The sequence below is a fragment of the Lysinibacillus antri genome (assembly GCF_003977595.1).
GTDB classification, from domain to species: Bacteria; Bacillota; Bacilli; order Bacillales_A; family Planococcaceae; genus Ureibacillus; species Ureibacillus antri.
Window position 1 is genome coordinate 37,869 of sequence record NZ_RYYR01000027.1, and the last position, 16,599, is coordinate 54,467.

The following is a 16,599-nucleotide window of genomic DNA, read 5'->3' on the forward strand; positions in this document are numbered from 1 at the left end:
TTGTGAGTGCTTTTTTTAAAATATAAAAATAATTACTAAAGACTATTTGACAAATGCAATCTGTGCATCATCTAAGAAAGTAATCTCAACTGCTTCAGTTAAAATATCTGTGTAGCTATAAGAAACACGTTTACAAGAATTATCTTCTTGATCAAGCTCCACAACGAATACTGCGTGATATGTTTCACTTAATACACCGTCACACTCAACCGTTTTCTTGCGACCTCCGTTTGCTTTTAATCGCAAACGTTTACCCAAATGACAATCTAGAGACTTTTTAATGTCAGCTAACGTTTTTGGCATTTCGCATACACCTCACTATATCCAAGTATAGCTTAAAACGGTTTAATTGTCAACAAATTATAATATTTTATCACCAGACAAATATCTTCGTCAACTTATTTTTAATAAAAAAATAATCAATATTACGAGTAATTTCGACATCTTTCAAATTATTGACCATTGCCAAAGTGAGGATAAAGTGCATCCGCTAATTTTCCAAACTCTTCAATGGACAACGTTTCCCCGCGGCGTGTAGGGTCTATACCATTACTTTCTAGTGCTTCTATAATTAATTGTTTCTTTTCCTTACCCGAAGGAAGTCCTGACTGTAAATTATTTAATATTGTTTTTCTACGTTGCGCAAAAGATGCACGAGTTACTTCAAAAAGGAAATCTTCACTTATTACATTGACTGGTGGTGCATCATGTCGAATTAAACGGATTACTGCAGAATCGACATTAGGTTGAGGCATAAACACCGTTTTTGGTACTACCATCGCCACTTCAGCTGTTACATAATATTGGATTGCGATAGAGAGTGAACCATATTCCTTCGTTCCAGGTTTAGCTGTAATACGGTCTGCCACTTCTTTTTGCATCATGACAACATAGCCACGTATTGGGAGACGATCATTAAGCAATTTCATTAAAATTGGTGTCGTTACATAGTAAGGGAGGTTCGCAACGACCATAATATCTTCTATTCCCGCCATTTCTTCATCAATAACTTTTTTTACGTCGGCTTTTAAGATGTCTGAATGGACAATTTTCACATTATCATATGGGCTTAATGTATCTTCTAGTACAGGTAATAAGCGTTGGTCAATTTCAAATGACACTACCTTTTTTGCAGCTCGAGCTAAATGTTCTGTCAAGGCTCCAATCCCTGGTCCAACTTCAATTGCTCCACTGTCTTTTGTTAAATTTGCATGACTTACTATATTACGTAAAATATTCGGGTCAATTAAAAAATTTTGCCCTAAGCTTTTTTTAAATGAAAAACCATATTTATTTAATATTTCTTTTGTACGAATAGGCGTTGCGATATCTTTATTCATTGTGCTCCTCCTGATTAATTAAAGCGACTGCTTTACCGAATTGTTCTACAGTAATTTGGAACATTGCAAGCCTTTTATGCAATTGTTTACCATTCGTCATACCAATATTCAAAATTTCCCCTAATTGTTTCCGACGATTTTTTGACTGCGGATGTCCAATCAGTCTAGCCATAATTAAATCATCCATTGTAATTTCTGATTCACTTTTAAAATGTACGTTTGGTGTATAGACATTCTTTAGTGCCTCTCGAATATCCTCATCCCGCGCATGTTCAATCCCAAGCCCTTTTCCATTTTTAGCAATGGTTTTTTCCTTCGCTAAAAAGGCATGTTTAACACCAGGTACGTGTTCCTCAATTATAGCGCGAATCCGTCTACCTGGATAATCAGGGTCTGTAAATACAATGACCCCTCTTTTTTCTTGCGCATGGGCAATTCTTTGTAATGTCTCAGTTGAAATAGCAGAACCATTCGTTTCAATTGTATCTGCATTGACTGCACGTTTAATTGCAGTTGTATCATCTTTTCCTTCAACAACGATAATTTCTTGTATATCCAAAAATATACCTCTCCTCTTAAGAAAAGCGCTAGCATCCTCACGTAAGCCAAAAAAGCATCGGAGACTCCGACAAGAAGGTGCTAGGAACAGGCCGCGCTCGTGGGGCTGGTCGCTAACGCTAGCCACTGTTTAAAAAAATTTATGTTTATACAGTAAAACAATCTTTGAACATTTTAACATAGAAAAGCGGATACTGCTCGCCCGTAGCTAGACACCCGTTCTACTCTAAATTTATCTTTACTAAAACTCAAAACTAAAAAGAGCTCTCCTGTTTAGTCTACAGGAAAGCTCTCGAAAAACATTTTGGATATTCTTTTATTCTAGCGATAACTTCATAGATTAATCTAAAATTTTAATGCGGACTTTTTTGCGTCCCCAATTTCTTGCTTGCTGATCTGAGTGTACTAATACGTCAATTTTATTTCCTTTAATCGAACCGCCAGTATCTCCAGCAATTGCATTACCATAACCCTCAACCCATACTTTTGTTCCTAGTGGGATGACACTTGGATCAACAGCGATAACCTTTAAATCTGTATTATTTCTAAGGTTAATTCCTGATGCAGATGTTCCAGAGCACCCATTACAGTATGGTGTATACGCAGTAGCCGTTACATAAAACTCTTTTCCACCTGAACTTGAGCTTGTATCGTTACTACGTGATACGTTCGCAGTCACAACTTTAGTTCCTACTGCTACAACTTTTGTTTTTGGTTGTTGTATAACTTCTTCTGATTGGAGTACCTTCTCCACAACTACTCCATTTTCCTTAATTACTTCATACGTTCGAGAGACTTTTCCTTTCTCTCCTTGAGTAACTACTTTTTCTTTTCCTTTTAGCAATGAAGAGTCTGATTTCGTTTCAACTGCGAAATCTAAAGATTCTTCCACTACATCGGTAACCTTTTCTACACGAACTATTGTGACTTTATCATCTGGAATGATTTTTGCATCCAAATCCTTTTCAACACGATCAAATTCATTAAGCTGAATTTCCTGTTGTTTTAAAAAGTTAGCGACCGTAGTCGAAGTGGACCAAACTTGTCTAGTTGTCGTACCATCGACAAGCGTTAACTGAAACGCCTTTTGAATATCGATTTTGTTAGTATCGCCTATTTCAGCATCTAGAGCTTTTGATATTAAATCGTGCTCTGCTACTTTGATATTTGCTTCTTCCAAAATGTTCTTCACTTTATTTTCAGTTGTCCATACCTTTGACTCATTTCCATCAACTGAAATTGTAACTTCTCTTGCCTGTTCCCATTCTATCGTCATTCCACTGTTTAGTTTTGTTTCCAGCGCGGGTGAAACTTTATCGTATTCTGAAAAATTCACTTCTTTTTCTTCTAAAAGTTCTTCAACTGTTTCTGCGTGGGTAAATATTTTTTCTTCTTCACCATTTGTATTTATAACAACTGGAGTTTTAGTCCCTTGGTAAAGAACAAATGACAGTGCAGATCCAAACACGACCACTGATAAACTGGTGACCAGTGTTTGCTTACGCCTCAATGACTTTGAGAACCAGTTTTTCACAGGATTTCCTGACATGAAAAAACGCCTCCTTGACACTCGTTGGATTATACGGGCTACTTTATTGATTTGTCAATCGGTTTAACTTTTTACAAAATTATCTAATTGCCTTAAACCCTTCCTTTACGCAGTTTCGGAGACGATTGGTAATTAATTCTTAATTTAATTGAGTTTGAAGAATTTAATCGCATTGGAAGTTGTAGCCTTAGCAACTTCTTCAACTGTTAATTCTTTTTGGCGAGCGATTTCTTCTGCTACTAATGGCACGTATGAAGGTTCATTACGTTTCCCTCGATATGGATGTGGTGCTAGGTAAGGCGCATCTGTTTCAATCATTAAGTACTCAAGTGGGATTTCCTTTGCAACTTCCTTTGGCATCCGTGCATTTTTAAATGTAACGGGTCCACCCAAGCTAATCATGAAATTCATATCAATACATTCACGAGCAGTTTCAACACTACCCCCGAAGCAATGCATCACGCCACCAACACTTGCTGCATTTTCTTCACGTAAAATTTTAACCACATCTCCTGTTGCATCACGATTGTGTATAACAATTGGAAGCTGTAATTTTTGAGCTAAATGAATCTGTTTACGAAACAGCTCTTGTTGAATATCTTTTGGCGACTTGTCCCAATAGTAATCCAATCCAGTTTCGCCAATTGCGACAACTTTTGGATGAATCGCAAGTTGTTCAATCCATTGTAAGTCTTCTTCCGTACAATCAATTGCATCAACCGGGTGCCAGCCAATAACTGCATAAATAAATTCATAAGCATCTGCCAATTCCATAGCTTTTTCAATTGTTTTGCGATCAAAACCAACAACGACCATCTTTTCTACTTTCGCCGCGAGTGCTCTCTCGATAACTTGTTGTAAATCTTCTTCGTATTGATCTGCGTTTAAATGGACATGTGTATCTATAAACATTGTTTTCAATCTCCTATCGTCTATTCTATTGAAAAGTGATATTGCGTAGTTAACATCTACATTACAGAAATGTTACAAGAACTACTTTTTCATGACATTGTTCTTATCTAATTTTGTCGTTTTTAGTATATTATACCTACGACAAAATTTTCTTGCCTTGATTTTACTATAATAGGATAGCTATTTTAGGCTTAAATTAAGCGTGAAAAACCTGTTGAACAAGAAATTGCTCAACAGGTATACACTGACTTCTTATTTTACTTTTGCTCCATTTGCAAGGTTAGGATCCACTGTTGCCAATTTTAATACACCATCATGACTTCCTGCTAAAATCATTCCTTGAGAAAGCTCTCCACGAAGTTTAACAGGTTTTAAATTCGCTACTACAATCACCTTTTGACCAATTAGTTCATCTGGTTTGTAATATTCTGCAATCCCTGAAACAACTTGACGCTTTTCATATCCTAGATCAACCTGTAACTTCAATAACTTATTTGCCTTAGGTACCGGTTCACATTCGATAACTGTTGCAACTCGTAAATCTACCTTCATAAAATCATCAATTGTAACCTCCTCAGAGTCAGGTTTTTCAACTTCAGTAGTTGTTGTTTCCTTTTCTTCTTGAGGTGTCTTTACAGAAACACGCATTTGTTCCCGTATATAATCTATTTCCACTTCTGCATCTAATCTAGGGAAGATAGGTATTCCTTTTTCTACCACTTTATTATTTTCAGGAATAGTATTTCCGAATGTTTCAATTGTTTCCCAAGCTAAATATTTTTCATCTAAACCTAGCTGATCAATAATTTGCTTTGGTGAAGTTGTCATAAATGGTTGTAACATTACCGCAATATGACGTAAACTTTCTGCTAAATTCGCCATAACGGATGCAAGTTTGGCATTATCTTCTACATTTTTCGCAAGTACCCATGGCTGTGTTTCATCTATATACTTATTTGTACGTGAAACAAGTGACCATACATCAGCTAATACAACGCTAAACTGCATTTTTTCAATATTTTTCTCATATGCAAGGCGTGTTTCTTTTGCATGGTTTTTTAATGCTTCATCAAATTCTGTCTCTTCTAAATTTTGAGTCGGAATAATCCCATCAAAATACTTATTCATCATAGAAACTGTACGATTTAATAAATTTCCTAAGTCATTGGCTAAATCAAAGTTCGTTCTTTCAACAAAAGACTCAGGCGAAAATACACCATCAGAACCAAATGGTAATTCTCGAAGAAGGAAGTAACGTGTCGCATCTAGACCGTAACGTTCAATTAACATTTCTGGATAAACAACATTGCCTTTAGACTTCGACATTTTGCCATCTTTCATCATAATGAAGCCATGAGCGAATACTTTCTTCGGTAATGGTAAATCTAATGCCATTAAGAATATTGGCCAATAAATTGTGTGGAAACGGACAATATCTTTTCCAACGACGTGTACATCAGCTGGCCAATATTTATTGAATAATTCTTCATTATCTGAACCATAACCTAAAGAAGTAATATAGTTTGTTAATGCATCCACCCACACATAAATAACATGCTTCGGATCATTCGGAACTCGGATTCCCCAATCAAAAGAAGTTCTTGATACAGATAAATCTTCTAATCCTGGTTTGATGAAATTGTTAATCATTTCATTTTTACGTGATTCTGGCTCGATAAACTCTAAATTCTCTTCATAATACTGAAGTAGGCGATCTGCGTATTTCTTCATATTAAAGAAATACGACTCTTCTTTTACTTTATGAACGTCACGACCACAATCAGGGCAATTGCCATTGTCTAACTGTGTTTCCGTATAAAAAGATTCACAAGGAGTACAGTACCAACCTTCATATTCACCTTTGTAAATATCCTGGTTATCTAAGAATTTCTGGAATATCTTCTCAACACTTTTTTTATGACGTTCTTGTGTTGTTTGGATAAAATCATCATAAGAAATATCCATTAATGCCCAAAGCTTTTTAGCTGCCTCTGCAATTTCATTTACATAGTCTTGTGGATTTTTCCCAGCTTCTTGTGCTTTTTCTTGTATTTTTTGACCATGCTCGTCCATCCCAGTTAAAAAACGGACATCATATCCTCTTAAACGTTTGTAGCGTGCCATCGTATCGGATGCCACGGTCGTATAAGCAGTACCGATATGGAATTTCCCACTCGGATAATAAATAGGGGTTGTTATATAAAACGTTTTCTGTTTAGTCACTCAAAATTGCCTCCAATTGTCAAACGGTATAGTTTTTATTTTATCGAAGTAAGAAATTTGTTTCAATGAAAGAATATTATTACAGCACTTTGTCGAAAAATAAAGATATAGAAAAAGGTGTAAATTTGTTGGAACTTTCTACTTAAAAAAAACGTTTTATATTAAGAATCTCTATTTTTTTCGAATTTTATAATAAGTTTTTCAAATTATTGCATAAAAATTAGCATACAATTTTAAACCATTAATGCTAAATAATTGACGTTTATGGCATTACTTGGTATGATTCTATTCAGACAAGGAATCGATGTCGAATTTTGACGAATATATATTAAAAATTAACAGGAGGAAATATTGTCATGAAATCAACAGGTATCGTTCGTAAAGTCGATGAATTAGGTCGTGTAGTTATTCCTATCGAACTTCGTCGTACACTAGGTATTGCAGAAAAAGATGCATTAGAAATTTACGTTGATGACGATAAAATCATTCTAAAAAAATATATGCCAAACATGACTTGTGCCGTGACTGGAGAAGTTTCGGATGAAAACTTCCGTCTAGCTGGAGGTAAATTAATTTTAAGTCCTGAAGGTGCAGAAATTTTAATGCGTGAAATTCAACAACACGTGAAAAAATAAAATTGTGCAAAGGGGACGTCCCAAAATGACTTTTCGGACGTCCCCTTTTTATTGTTATGATTCATGATGATATTGTTGATACACATCTCGCTTTGCTAATCCACGTACTTTTGCTACTTCTTTTATGGCTTCCTTTGAATTCAGATCTCGTTCTTGCATTAAATAGTCTATATGCTCTATAACAGAGTATTTTGTCCAATACGCTTCTTCCTCTGCTTCTTCCTCCCCATTTGGATTCCCTTCAATGACAATACAAAATTCCCCGCGTATTTCATTTTCCGCTACCCATGTATTCGCCTCTTCAATCGTTCCACGTAAAAATTCCTCAAACTTCTTTGTCAGTTCTCGTGCTAAGGTAATTTTGCGATTTCCTAGTATAAGCTCTAAATCCTTTAATGTCTCTTTTAAACGATGTGGCGCTTCGTAAAAAATGATTGTTTCTTCGCGTTTCGCTAATTTCTCTAATTGTTGTCTACGTTCTTTTTTATTACGATTCAAAAAACCAAAGAAGTAAAACGGCTGTGGCGTAATACCTGATGCAATTAAAGCAGTAAGGGCTGCATTTGCCCCTGGGATCGGAACTACAGCAAATTCCTCTTCTAATGCTTTGTCGACGATATCTGCTCCTGGATCTGATATACAAGGGAGACCCGCATCACTGACTAAGGCTATAGATTTTCCCTCACGTAAGAAGTGCAGAATTTTTTCCCCACCCTGTTCTAAATTGTGTTCATGGTAACTAACTAAGGGTGTTTGGATGTCAAAATAATTACAAAGTTTTTTTGTATTCCGTGTATCTTCTGCTGCGATAAAATCCACTTCTTTTAATATACGAAGTGCTCGAACTGTCATATCTTCTAGATTACCGATTGGTGTCGCAACTAAGTAGAGGCAACTACCTACTTCATGCTGACTGCTTTTTTGTGATTTCATTGATGTCCTCCTATGTACTTCAATTTTTCACTTCGCTTTAATTGTTTAAACGCATATTCTGCGCGCATTGCTTCTTGCTTGGTCGCATAGGTTTCGTAATAAATACACTTAACAGGACGATGTGACTTTGTATATTTCGCACCTTTGCCTGCATTATGTGTAGCTACACGTTTTTCCAAGTTATTTGTGTAGCCTGCATATAGGGATTGATCCGCGCATTCTAAAACATAAAAGATATGGCTATTGCTTTTCTCCATACAGTATTTCACTCACTTCTTTTGTATATTGATTGTGATCATCATATACATACAATGGGGGCAATATTTTTAAATCAGGTTTGCCATCTTTTATTCCTTCTATTAATAGCGTATTCGCCTCTTTACCGAATTTAGGGTAAACGAAGCGAATTCGTTTCGGCTCAAGACGATATTTCCTCATGGACGTCACAATATCTAACAGGCGCCCAGGACGGTGAACAAAAGCTGCTTTACCACCTTGTTTTAATAAGCGACTAGCTGACTCGATGGCTTCATCTAATGTTAGGTAGATCTCATGACGTGCGATGGCATAATGCTCACTTACATTTTTATCACTTAATTCATGAGCTAAAAAATATGGTGGGTTACACGTGACAACATCATACTGCTCAACACCCAGTTGAGATGGGATTTCCTTTACATCCCCTTGAATCATCTGAATTTGCTCTCCTAGTTTATTATAACGTACACTGCGCATCGCCATGTCATAAAGCCGTTCTTGTAATTCTACGCCGGTAATATCCGCCTTTGTACGTGCACTTAAAAATAATGGGATAACGCCATTACCTGAACATAAATCAACAATTTTCCCTTTGTTTTTTGGGACACTGACAAATCTCGATAAAAGTACCGCATCTAAAGAAAATGAAAAAACAGAAGGACTTTGGATAATACGTAAATCTTCTGCTAATAGGTAATCCAAGCGTTCATCATCTTTTAACCATTCCATTACTAAATACCGCTCCATTTCATAAAAAGTAAGTACAACTCGTGAAAACCTTCGAAACAACTAGCGATGTTTAACAGCTTGTACTAAGCATAATTCTTTTCCATAAACAAAAGACTGAAAACCACACGCTGTGGCATCAGTCTTTAATCTAGTATACTTCATTAACCATTCTGTTTATTTAAAAACGAAAGACAAAACAAGCAATCTTCCCCTTTTCGGGAACTTCCAAAGTGTACATGACATACATGGAAGCCTTCTTGATAAAGACGAGCTAGATTATCATATCCTTCACCGATATCTAACATGCTAACTTTTTCTTTATTAGACGTCTCATCTTGGGGCACATCTGTGTCGATCAGTTCCTCTAAACGTCTACGTAGGTGAAGGTTTTCCGTCTGAATTGCTTGATGCTCTTCCACCATATGTGCAACATACTTTTTTAAGTCGTTATATTGTTGCTGTAGCGATTCGAGTTGTTGTTCGAACGCCATAACAGTATCTAAGAAATTACGGTCCTTCACGAAAAAGCCCACCCCACCTTTGCGTTTTTATCTATATCAAATTTTTCTCACATTCCAGAATCTCATCTAATGTATATTCAACTGTGCGTTCTTGCTCTTGTAAATATACTTGAATTAAACGTTCTAATACATTAATCCCGACAACATTTCCTACTCCATCAGGTGTCATCGTTGTATCCCCGATATCTGGCATTCCTTCTTTTGCTGTTTCATAATCGTCGTTTTCATATTTTAAACAACACATTAAGCGACCACAAAGCCCAGAAATTTTTGTTGGATTTAAAGATAAATTTTGATCCTTCGCCATTTTTATAGAAACTGGATCAAAATCCCCTAAAAACGTTGAACAACATAACATTCGACCACACGGACCGATTCCACCGAGAAGTTTTGCTTCATCACGTACACCAATTTGACGTAACTCAATACGTGTGCGGAAAATGGAAGCTAAATCTTTTACTAGTTCGCGAAAATCGACACGACCTTCTGCGGTAAAGTAAAAGATGATTTTATTTCGATCAAATGTATATTCAACATCAACAAGCTTCATATCTAAGTTATGCTCACTAATTTTCGTGTTTGCTAACTCATAAGCTCGTTGTGATTCTTGCGCATTTTCTTCTACTTGGATACGATCACGTTCATCAGCAGGGCGTAATACTTGTTTTAATGGTAAAACAACATCATTTTCTCCTACTTGCTTCATCGGAACGACAATCTTTCCATATTCGACCCCTCTTGCGGTTTCTACTATGACATACTGCCCCTTTTCAAGTAGAAAATCACTGGGATCGAAGTAATATATTTTACCCGCCTTTTTAAAGCGGACTCCGACTACATTATACAAATGTATACCCCTCCTGCAGGTTAAGCATTAACTGCTCCATCATAAGCGTACGATTCATGTTACGTTGCAAATTCTGTCTTGCTTGTAAAATTGCCTGCATCTGTTGCGACAAACGTTCAAAAGTCGTGTTTAATGCGAGCTCCTTCCAACTTTGTAACATGTCTGGATATGTAAAATTGGCTTTTTGATCTGCCTTTATTGCTACAATATCTCGATATGCAAAAAGCAATAAATCTAACGCTTGTTCTATTTCATTCTTTTCTTTGAATGAAGTTAGCCAGTCTTCATACACTACTAATAATGCTTCGTGTACATTTTTCTTAACTGTCTCTACTAATTTTAACACTGTTTTTCTTGCATGTGCAAACTGCTCATCATTTGCTAATGAAATTGCTGTATCAAGACTATATGTTAACATGCTGACGGTAGAGGCCATTGAGTATGTTACACCTTGTTCTTGTAATTGTTTTAATAAGATGTCCCTCGGTATATTTGCAAATTTTATATGCTGGCAACGCGACTGAATTGTAGGCAATATTGCTTGATAGCTTTCTGTAAGCAAAATTGCTGTAACATCTCCATCTGGCTCTTCTAGAAATTTTAGTAATGTGTTTGCAGAAGAGGTATTTAGACGATCTGCATGGTGAAGGACATAAACTTTTCGCCCTTCTTCAATACTTGTTTTTGTCATACCAGATATAAGGTCTCGAATTTGGTCAATTTTAATAAATTGTCCATCTGGTTCAAGTTGCTTTACATTCGGATGGTTCCCAGAATCAACGCGTTTACAATTTCGACATGTTTCACATGGAACATTTTTCGACGGGTTTAGACACAGAAGCAGTTTTATGAAGAACATTGCAACTTCTTGTTTTCCAGTCCCTTTTGCACCATCAAAAATGTAAGCATGAGCAGTTCGGTTTTTTTCAAAGATTGTTTGAAGTTGTTTCATCACTACAGGTTGGATTGCCTTAAGTTCTTCCACATGTCCTTCCATTTCCTTCACCTTTTTTCTTATACATATCCATTATATTAGCGTAATTGCCTCCGAATACATTTTGAAGCTTTCCCTACATAATGCAGTCAATTGTTTAGCAGCTGTTGCACGGATGCGAATATTAGGGATAGGTTCTTTCTATAGAAGTTATCATTTCCTTTTAACATCTTTAGAAAAAACCCCGTGTCTAGTACACGCACACTAAGACACGGGTTTTACATATATAAGTTAATTAACAAACCTTTAATTTCGCCAATTCGGTCAAGTAAATCGATGGTGTCTTTCTCTTCACTTAATATTTCTTGAGCAAGTTCGACTAAATGTTCATCAATTGTTTCGACTATTTTCAAGCGTCTGCCTTCTCCAAAGCGATTCCACGTGTGAGACTGTTTCATATCTAGACCATATTCGACAGCTTCCTGTAAAAAGCGCTTAACGAGCATTTTAAATCGAGTTAGTTCACGTAAATTACGAGATCTAGCTACTCGATCACCTGCAGCAGATATATCGCCGAGTAATCTTGAAAGTTGTTCGGTTTGTAACTTTGAACCTTGTTTTACAAGTATTTCACCAAAGCGGTTGCCCGATTGGTTTGTATGCTTTAACTCGTTATGGTTTGTATTTAAACCTACGCGTAAATCTTGATTTATTTTCAATTACCTTTCGCCTCCACTAAAAATGGTGGAACTGTTCAATTGGTAATACAAAAACAGTAGCTCCTCCAACTTCAACTTCTATAGGGTATGGGATATAAGAGTCAGCGTTTCCTCCTAATGGTGATACAGGTGATACCATTTGTTCGCGGGAACGACAATTATCTCGAATAATATCAAGTAGCTGAGGAATTTTTGAATCTTCCGTACCAACTAGAAATGTCGTATTTCCGGAACGTAGAAAACCGCCCGTACTAGCTAATTTTGTTGCACGAAAGTTGTGTTTCGTTAATGCACTGGACAAACGATTACTATCCTGGTCTTGAACGACGGCAACAACTAATTTCATCGGCAATCACTCCCTATATATTTTATATCTTCAAGTGGACTGTTTAAAAATACAGATCTAAAAATTCTACTAAAGATATCTATACGAAGCAAATTATTCCATGCATTAAAGCAGGCTCAAGTTGGTGTTTATATTATAGCATACAATACTAGTTCACTTCATTCACTTTTCTAGTAGCTCACTTAAAATAGCCCAAGCATCTTCTACCACTTTTTCCATTGGCTGATCTGCATTAATAATTTGAATACGATCTGGATATCGTTTAATTACTTCATAATACCCTTTTCTAACATGTTCATGAAATAATAAGCTTTCGTTATCAAGTCTATTCACTTCTCGTTCATTGTGTGCATGAATTCGAGCTAATCCAACTGCGGGTTCAAGATCAAAATAAAATGTTTTATCCGGCATTCGTTTTCCTATGGCAAATTCATTAATTGCCAGTACTTCATCAATCCCAATTCCGCGAGCATAACCTTGATAAGCTAAGGATGAATCAATAAAACGGTCACATAAAACGAGTTTTCCCATATTTAATGCAGGTTCTACCTTTTCAAAAAAGTGCTGACTTCTTGCTGCTGCATACAATAGTGCTTCTGTCCGCTCATCCATTGCCGTATGGGCAGGATTTAGTATCACTTCACGAATTTTTTCAGCAATTTCAATGCCACCCGGTTCTCTCGTTCCTAAAACATCTACATTTTGTTGCTTAAGACGTTCGATTATAATATTTAATACCGTTGTTTTACCTGCCCCTTCTGGACCTTCAAACGTGATAAATAAATTACTTTTCATTTTTATATTCCTCCGACTGCTACTTTATAACATAAATGAGCTTTTCCGTTAAGCGGTGGTTCCCTTGAAATTCAGCACCTACTGCAAGTAACTCCTCTAACTGACTAAGTTTGGCTACTGTAATTTTCTCCCCTGATACAAATAGTGGAATACCCGGTGGATATGGGATGATCATACTTGCAGCAATTCGCCCAATTGCACGCATATATGGGATCCACTCCTTTTCAAGTTGGGTCATTTCATCATATGAATATTCAGGTATGGAAACAGTAGGCCACTCATTTGGTGATACAATACTTGAACTAGCATTTCCTTGTTCTTTTTTTAATCTAGCTACTGCCTCTTTTATTCGAATTCGCAAGTCTGCAAATGGGTAAACATGTCCTTGTTTAATTAATGGTAAGATGACTAGTACTTGATATGGGTCAGCTAATTCAACAAATAACCCTTGTTGTTCGAATGCTGCTTTCAGTTCAAACCCAGAATAGCCAGGAAGTCTTAAAAGTATTTTAAGTGGATCGTCTACCTCGATTACGTCAAGTGGGTGGAGAGAATGTAAAGCTTCTATCCATTGATTTCGTTTATCTAGTAAATAGACCGCATCCATTTCTAAATAACTGCCTATATAATCTCTTGCATCATCTAATGAAGCAAGTAAAAGATAAGATGGGCTGCTTGATTGTAACATTCTTAAGTAATGATTTACGGATTCTGCGTTCACAAGTTCGGACTTTACGTGTAAAAAGGAAGCCATCGTCATAGCAGGTAAGGTTTTATGGGCTGATTGCACGGCAATATCCGCACCTAACTCAATTGCACAGGATGGAAACTTTCCACTTGCTATAAAATGGGCGCCATGTGCTTCATCCACTAACACCGGTATATTCTGTTTATGACATAACTCAATTTGTTGTTGCAGCTCTTTTGATGATACTCCATAGTAAGTTGGGTTCGTCAATATCACAGCTTTTGCTTCAGGGTATAGTTTGAGTGCTTCTTGAACGGATTTTGTCGTGATCGCCCCTGCTGTTTTTGTTCGCTCATCCCATTCAGGTGTAATAAAAACTGCTTTTGCTCCTACCAACTCTAACGCATGAAATATGGATTTGTGTGCATTTCGTTGAACGATGACGATTTCATTCCGTTTACAAACAGCATAGATCATGGCTAGATTTCCAACTGTAGATCCATTGATTAAGAAAAAACTCCGATTAGCACCGTATGTTTTCGCTAACAAAGTTTCTGCCTGTAAAATCGCCTCTTCTGGATGATGAAGATCATCTAATCCAGTAAGCTCGGTTAAATCATATGTAAGGGCTGCCTTAATTTCTTCTGGCAACATTGATAGCAATCCATGTTTATGTCCCGGTACATGCATAGATTGGGGTTGTTTTTCTACAAAATTTTGTAGTGCGTCAACTAAAGGTCTCTCCCTTTTCATCGTCTCACTCCGATCATTTTATTCCTTTCTATTATAACTTTGCATGGAAAGAAATCCTATGCAGAAAGTCGAGATCGGTGGATGAACAAAACAATAAAAAAGGGGGCGTTCGAAAAGTGATTTTCGAACGTCCCCTTTGCGACGAGGATAGTGACAATTTATTGTTACTACCGCAGGAGCACAGATTTTCAACAAAATTATATCATTAGAAGCATAACTTCTGGACAGCCCCAGGAAATGAATTAGCTTATTATCGTTAAAATATCCTTTGGTTCACTAGCAATATAATCTGGTTGTTCTCTCTGTACTACTTCAAATGCATCGTATCCCCACTCAACCCAAACAACTTTAATACCGACTTTTTTACAAGCGACAATATCTCGCTCTTCATCCCCAACATAGATTACATCGTCAGGGCCTAACTGCTTTTCCTTTAAAAACTTCTTCATAATTTTATCTTTCCCAAAGATACGACTAGAGCAAAGTATGGTAGATATGTTCTGAACTCCACGATCTTTCATAAAGCCTTCGATGTTTTCCTTAGAATTTGATGATATGATTGCGATTTTATAACCATTGTGATTCAATTCGTCTAATAACTCTTTCATCCCCTCAATAAGCGTTACTTCCTTAATTGACTTATTATATGTTTGATAAAAGAGCGGCATAATTATCGGCAATTTATATAATGGGAAATCATAACGCAAACTTCTTTCTTTTATTGAGATTTTTCTTAATTCTTCAATCTCTTCAATTTTTACTTTCTTAAAGTTATGTTTATCTGCAATCGTATTCCAAGCAGTTAACAGGGCAGACTTTGAATCTACAAGCGTTCCATCGAAATCAAAAATAACATACTTCATTGGCAATCCCCTTAAAAAATAGTTAATAAAAACAAGTTTAAATTAATTTTCCTAATTTCTCCTTAAATACAATCCTTAAAATCTGAACTGAATCTTAAAACCAATTAATCTGCTTTCACTAAAGCGATCATTAGTTCAATATAATCTCCATTTTTCTGCTCTTTGTTGTCATCCCAATTGATCTGTAAAACTCAATGGCGGAAGTATTTTTCTCGGATACTCCTAATTCAATACTATCAACTCTAAGACTTCTCCCAAATTCAAAAACATATTTAGTAAGCCTTTTTCCGATCCCCCTGTTTTTATGCGTTTCAGCAACGCATAAACTGTTTATAACTAATACTTTTCTTGCTTTAACAAAAGAATTGTCAGTTATTTCTTCCTCTTTCATCACAACAACTCCGACTATATCATTGCCTATGGTAGCTACAAAAATATGTTGTGTAACGTCATTCAACTGACTTTCAAAATACTCTTTCTCAACTGGCGTAGAGTTCTCTTTATATAAATCAGGTCTTACAAAAACGTGGAATTCATGAACCTGTCTAAATAAGGGTAACAATGACTCATAATCTTTTTGCTCAGCATTTCGAATAATTATATCCATATGCCCCTCCTAATTAGTTTGCCACTTTTTACCCTTATTGAAATACTATATTAAACTATTCGTTTGTTGAATAAAAAATTTATATATCATAAAAAAACACCACTGAAACTCAGCGGTGTTTGATTGCCTAGCAACGTCCTACTCTCACAGGGGGAAGCCCCCAACTACCATCGGCGCTAAAGAGCTTAACTTCCGTGTTCGGTATGGGAACGGGTGTGACCTCTTTGCCATCATCACTAGACTATTTAGTTGAGAGTTCGTTCTCTCAAAACTGGATAAAGACATTGATTGCATTTCAAGATTTGGTTAAGTCCTCGATCGATTAGTATTCGTCAGCTCCATGTGTCACCACACTTCCACCTCGAACCTATCTACCTCATCGTCTTTGA

General features: G+C 36.4%; 19 protein-coding genes and 2 rRNA genes. 1 reads left to right on the forward strand and 20 read right to left on the reverse strand.

Annotation, left to right across the window (positions count from 1 at the left end; genetic code table 11):
* Positions 1–42: 42 nt before the first annotated feature.
* From veg to metG, 6 genes are all read right to left on the reverse strand, one after another.
* A complete protein-coding gene (veg, locus tag EK386_RS15835) occupies positions 43–303 on the reverse strand; it encodes a biofilm formation stimulator Veg (RefSeq protein ID WP_126660157.1) in 261 nt (86 codons plus the stop codon).
* A 149-nt stretch (positions 304–452) separates the two neighbouring features.
* A complete protein-coding gene (gene rsmA / locus EK386_RS15840; RefSeq protein WP_126660158.1) occupies positions 453–1,340 on the reverse strand; it encodes a 16S rRNA (adenine(1518)-N(6)/adenine(1519)-N(6))-dimethyltransferase RsmA in 888 nt (295 codons plus the stop codon).
* Entirely contained in the window at positions 1,333–1,899 is a 567-nt protein-coding gene (gene rnmV, locus EK386_RS15845) for a ribonuclease M5 (protein WP_126660159.1), read from the reverse strand. Before rnmV ends, rsmA begins: the two co-directional genes overlap by 8 nt.
* A 339-nt stretch (positions 1,900–2,238) precedes the next feature.
* Positions 2,239–3,447 carry a resuscitation-promoting factor gene (locus EK386_RS15850; RefSeq protein WP_126660160.1) on the reverse strand — a complete coding sequence of 403 codons (1,209 nt, stop codon included), beginning with the start codon at positions 3,445–3,447 and terminating at the stop codon, positions 2,239–2,241.
* A gap of 144 nt (positions 3,448–3,591) precedes the next feature.
* The gene (locus EK386_RS15855) at positions 3,592–4,359 is read right to left on the reverse strand and encodes a TatD family hydrolase (protein ID WP_126660161.1); all 768 of its coding nucleotides are present in this window, start codon (positions 4,357–4,359) and stop codon (positions 3,592–3,594) included.
* A 252-nt stretch (positions 4,360–4,611) separates the two neighbouring features.
* Positions 4,612–6,582 (reverse strand): methionine--tRNA ligase, encoded by a 1,971-nt coding sequence (gene metG, locus EK386_RS15860; protein ID WP_126660162.1) that lies wholly within the window; start codon positions 6,580–6,582, stop codon positions 4,612–4,614.
* 356 nt (positions 6,583–6,938) lie between these two features.
* Here metG and abrB point away from each other — a divergent pair, with 356 nt between their 5' ends.
* Positions 6,939–7,217: a transition state genes transcriptional regulator AbrB gene (gene abrB, locus EK386_RS15865; RefSeq protein ID WP_126660163.1), complete on the forward strand. Its 279-nt coding sequence runs from the start codon at positions 6,939–6,941 to the stop codon at positions 7,215–7,217.
* Between the two features lie 54 nt (positions 7,218–7,271).
* Here the strand turns inward: abrB and rsmI are convergent, their stop codons facing one another.
* From rsmI to EK386_RS15935, 14 genes are all read right to left on the reverse strand, one after another.
* A complete protein-coding gene (rsmI, locus tag EK386_RS15870; RefSeq protein WP_126660164.1) occupies positions 7,272–8,150 on the reverse strand; it encodes a 16S rRNA (cytidine(1402)-2'-O)-methyltransferase in 879 nt (292 codons plus the stop codon).
* Positions 8,147–8,407, reverse strand: coding sequence for a GIY-YIG nuclease family protein (locus EK386_RS15875; RefSeq protein ID WP_126660165.1), 261 nt, complete (start codon positions 8,405–8,407; stop codon positions 8,147–8,149). Before EK386_RS15875 ends, rsmI begins: the two co-directional genes overlap by 4 nt.
* Positions 8,391–9,137, reverse strand: coding sequence for a tRNA1(Val) (adenine(37)-N6)-methyltransferase (locus tag EK386_RS15880; protein WP_126660166.1), 747 nt, complete (start codon positions 9,135–9,137; stop codon positions 8,391–8,393). Before EK386_RS15880 ends, EK386_RS15875 begins: the two co-directional genes overlap by 17 nt.
* Positions 9,138–9,298: 161 nt before the next feature.
* Positions 9,299–9,658, reverse strand: a complete 360-nt coding sequence (yabA, locus tag EK386_RS15885) for a DNA replication initiation control protein YabA (RefSeq protein WP_126660167.1) — start codon at positions 9,656–9,658, stop codon at positions 9,299–9,301.
* 31 nt (positions 9,659–9,689) lie between these two features.
* Positions 9,690–10,505 (reverse strand): PSP1 domain-containing protein, encoded by an 816-nt coding sequence (locus EK386_RS15890; protein WP_126660168.1) that lies wholly within the window; start codon positions 10,503–10,505, stop codon positions 9,690–9,692.
* Entirely contained in the window at positions 10,498–11,502 is a 1,005-nt protein-coding gene (gene holB, locus EK386_RS15895) for a DNA polymerase III subunit delta' (protein ID WP_126660169.1), read from the reverse strand. The genes EK386_RS15890 and holB overlap by 8 nt, the downstream gene beginning before the upstream one ends.
* 215 nt (positions 11,503–11,717) lie before the next feature.
* Entirely contained in the window at positions 11,718–12,158 is a 441-nt protein-coding gene (locus EK386_RS15900; protein WP_126660170.1) for a YaaR family protein, read from the reverse strand.
* Between the two features lie 16 nt (positions 12,159–12,174).
* Entirely contained in the window at positions 12,175–12,504 is a 330-nt protein-coding gene (gene darA / locus EK386_RS15905; protein WP_126660171.1) for a cyclic di-AMP receptor DarA, read from the reverse strand.
* Between the two features lie 162 nt (positions 12,505–12,666).
* Positions 12,667–13,299 (reverse strand): dTMP kinase, encoded by a 633-nt coding sequence (gene tmk, locus EK386_RS15910; RefSeq protein WP_126660172.1) that lies wholly within the window; start codon positions 13,297–13,299, stop codon positions 12,667–12,669.
* A gap of 19 nt (positions 13,300–13,318) precedes the next feature.
* Positions 13,319–14,740, reverse strand: coding sequence for an aminotransferase class I/II-fold pyridoxal phosphate-dependent enzyme (locus EK386_RS15915; protein WP_126660173.1), 1,422 nt, complete (start codon positions 14,738–14,740; stop codon positions 13,319–13,321).
* Positions 14,741–14,982: 242 nt separating this feature from the next.
* On the reverse strand, positions 14,983–15,603 hold the full coding sequence (locus EK386_RS15920; RefSeq protein ID WP_126660174.1) for an HAD-IIIA family hydrolase: 621 nt from the start codon (positions 15,601–15,603) through the stop codon (positions 14,983–14,985).
* A gap of 130 nt (positions 15,604–15,733) precedes the next feature.
* Positions 15,734–16,210, reverse strand: a complete 477-nt coding sequence (locus tag EK386_RS15925; protein WP_126660175.1) for a GNAT family N-acetyltransferase — start codon at positions 16,208–16,210, stop codon at positions 15,734–15,736.
* Between the two features lie 125 nt (positions 16,211–16,335).
* A 5S ribosomal RNA gene (rrf, locus tag EK386_RS15930) occupies positions 16,336–16,451 on the reverse strand.
* 61 nt (positions 16,452–16,512) lie between these two features.
* Positions 16,513–16,599, reverse strand: a 23S ribosomal RNA gene (locus tag EK386_RS15935); the annotation flags it as partial.

What these genes read in the sequence shown, in the direction of transcription:
- abrB (WP_126660163.1), top strand. Translation starts at nt 6,939, where the DNA reads ATGAAATCAACAGGTATCGTTCGTAAAGTCGATGAATTAGGTCGTGTA.
- EK386_RS15925 (WP_126660175.1), bottom strand. Translation starts at nt 16,210, where the DNA reads ATGGATATAATTATTCGAAATGCTGAGCAAAAAGATTATGAGTCATTG.
- tmk (WP_126660172.1), bottom strand. Translation starts at nt 13,299, where the DNA reads ATGAAAAGTAATTTATTTATCACGTTTGAAGGTCCAGAAGGGGCAGGT.
- EK386_RS15850 (WP_126660160.1), bottom strand. Translation starts at nt 3,447, where the DNA reads ATGTCAGGAAATCCTGTGAAAAACTGGTTCTCAAAGTCATTGAGGCGT.
- EK386_RS15880 (WP_126660166.1), bottom strand. Translation starts at nt 9,137, where the DNA reads ATGGAATGGTTAAAAGATGATGAACGCTTGGATTACCTATTAGCAGAA.
- veg (WP_126660157.1), bottom strand. Translation starts at nt 303, where the DNA reads ATGCCAAAAACGTTAGCTGACATTAAAAAGTCTCTAGATTGTCATTTG.
- holB (WP_126660169.1), bottom strand. Translation starts at nt 11,502, where the DNA reads ATGGAAGGACATGTGGAAGAACTTAAGGCAATCCAACCTGTAGTGATG.
- EK386_RS15875 (WP_126660165.1), bottom strand. Translation starts at nt 8,407, where the DNA reads ATGGAGAAAAGCAATAGCCATATCTTTTATGTTTTAGAATGCGCGGAT.
- EK386_RS15915 (WP_126660173.1), bottom strand. Translation starts at nt 14,740, where the DNA reads ATGAAAAGGGAGAGACCTTTAGTTGACGCACTACAAAATTTTGTAGAA.
- EK386_RS15920 (WP_126660174.1), bottom strand. Translation starts at nt 15,603, where the DNA reads ATGAAGTATGTTATTTTTGATTTCGATGGAACGCTTGTAGATTCAAAG.
- rsmI (WP_126660164.1), bottom strand. Translation starts at nt 8,150, where the DNA reads ATGAAATCACAAAAAAGCAGTCAGCATGAAGTAGGTAGTTGCCTCTAC.
- EK386_RS15855 (WP_126660161.1), bottom strand. Translation starts at nt 4,359, where the DNA reads ATGTTTATAGATACACATGTCCATTTAAACGCAGATCAATACGAAGAA.
- rsmA (WP_126660158.1), bottom strand. Translation starts at nt 1,340, where the DNA reads ATGAATAAAGATATCGCAACGCCTATTCGTACAAAAGAAATATTAAAT.
- darA (WP_126660171.1), bottom strand. Translation starts at nt 12,504, where the DNA reads ATGAAATTAGTTGTTGCCGTCGTTCAAGACCAGGATAGTAATCGTTTG.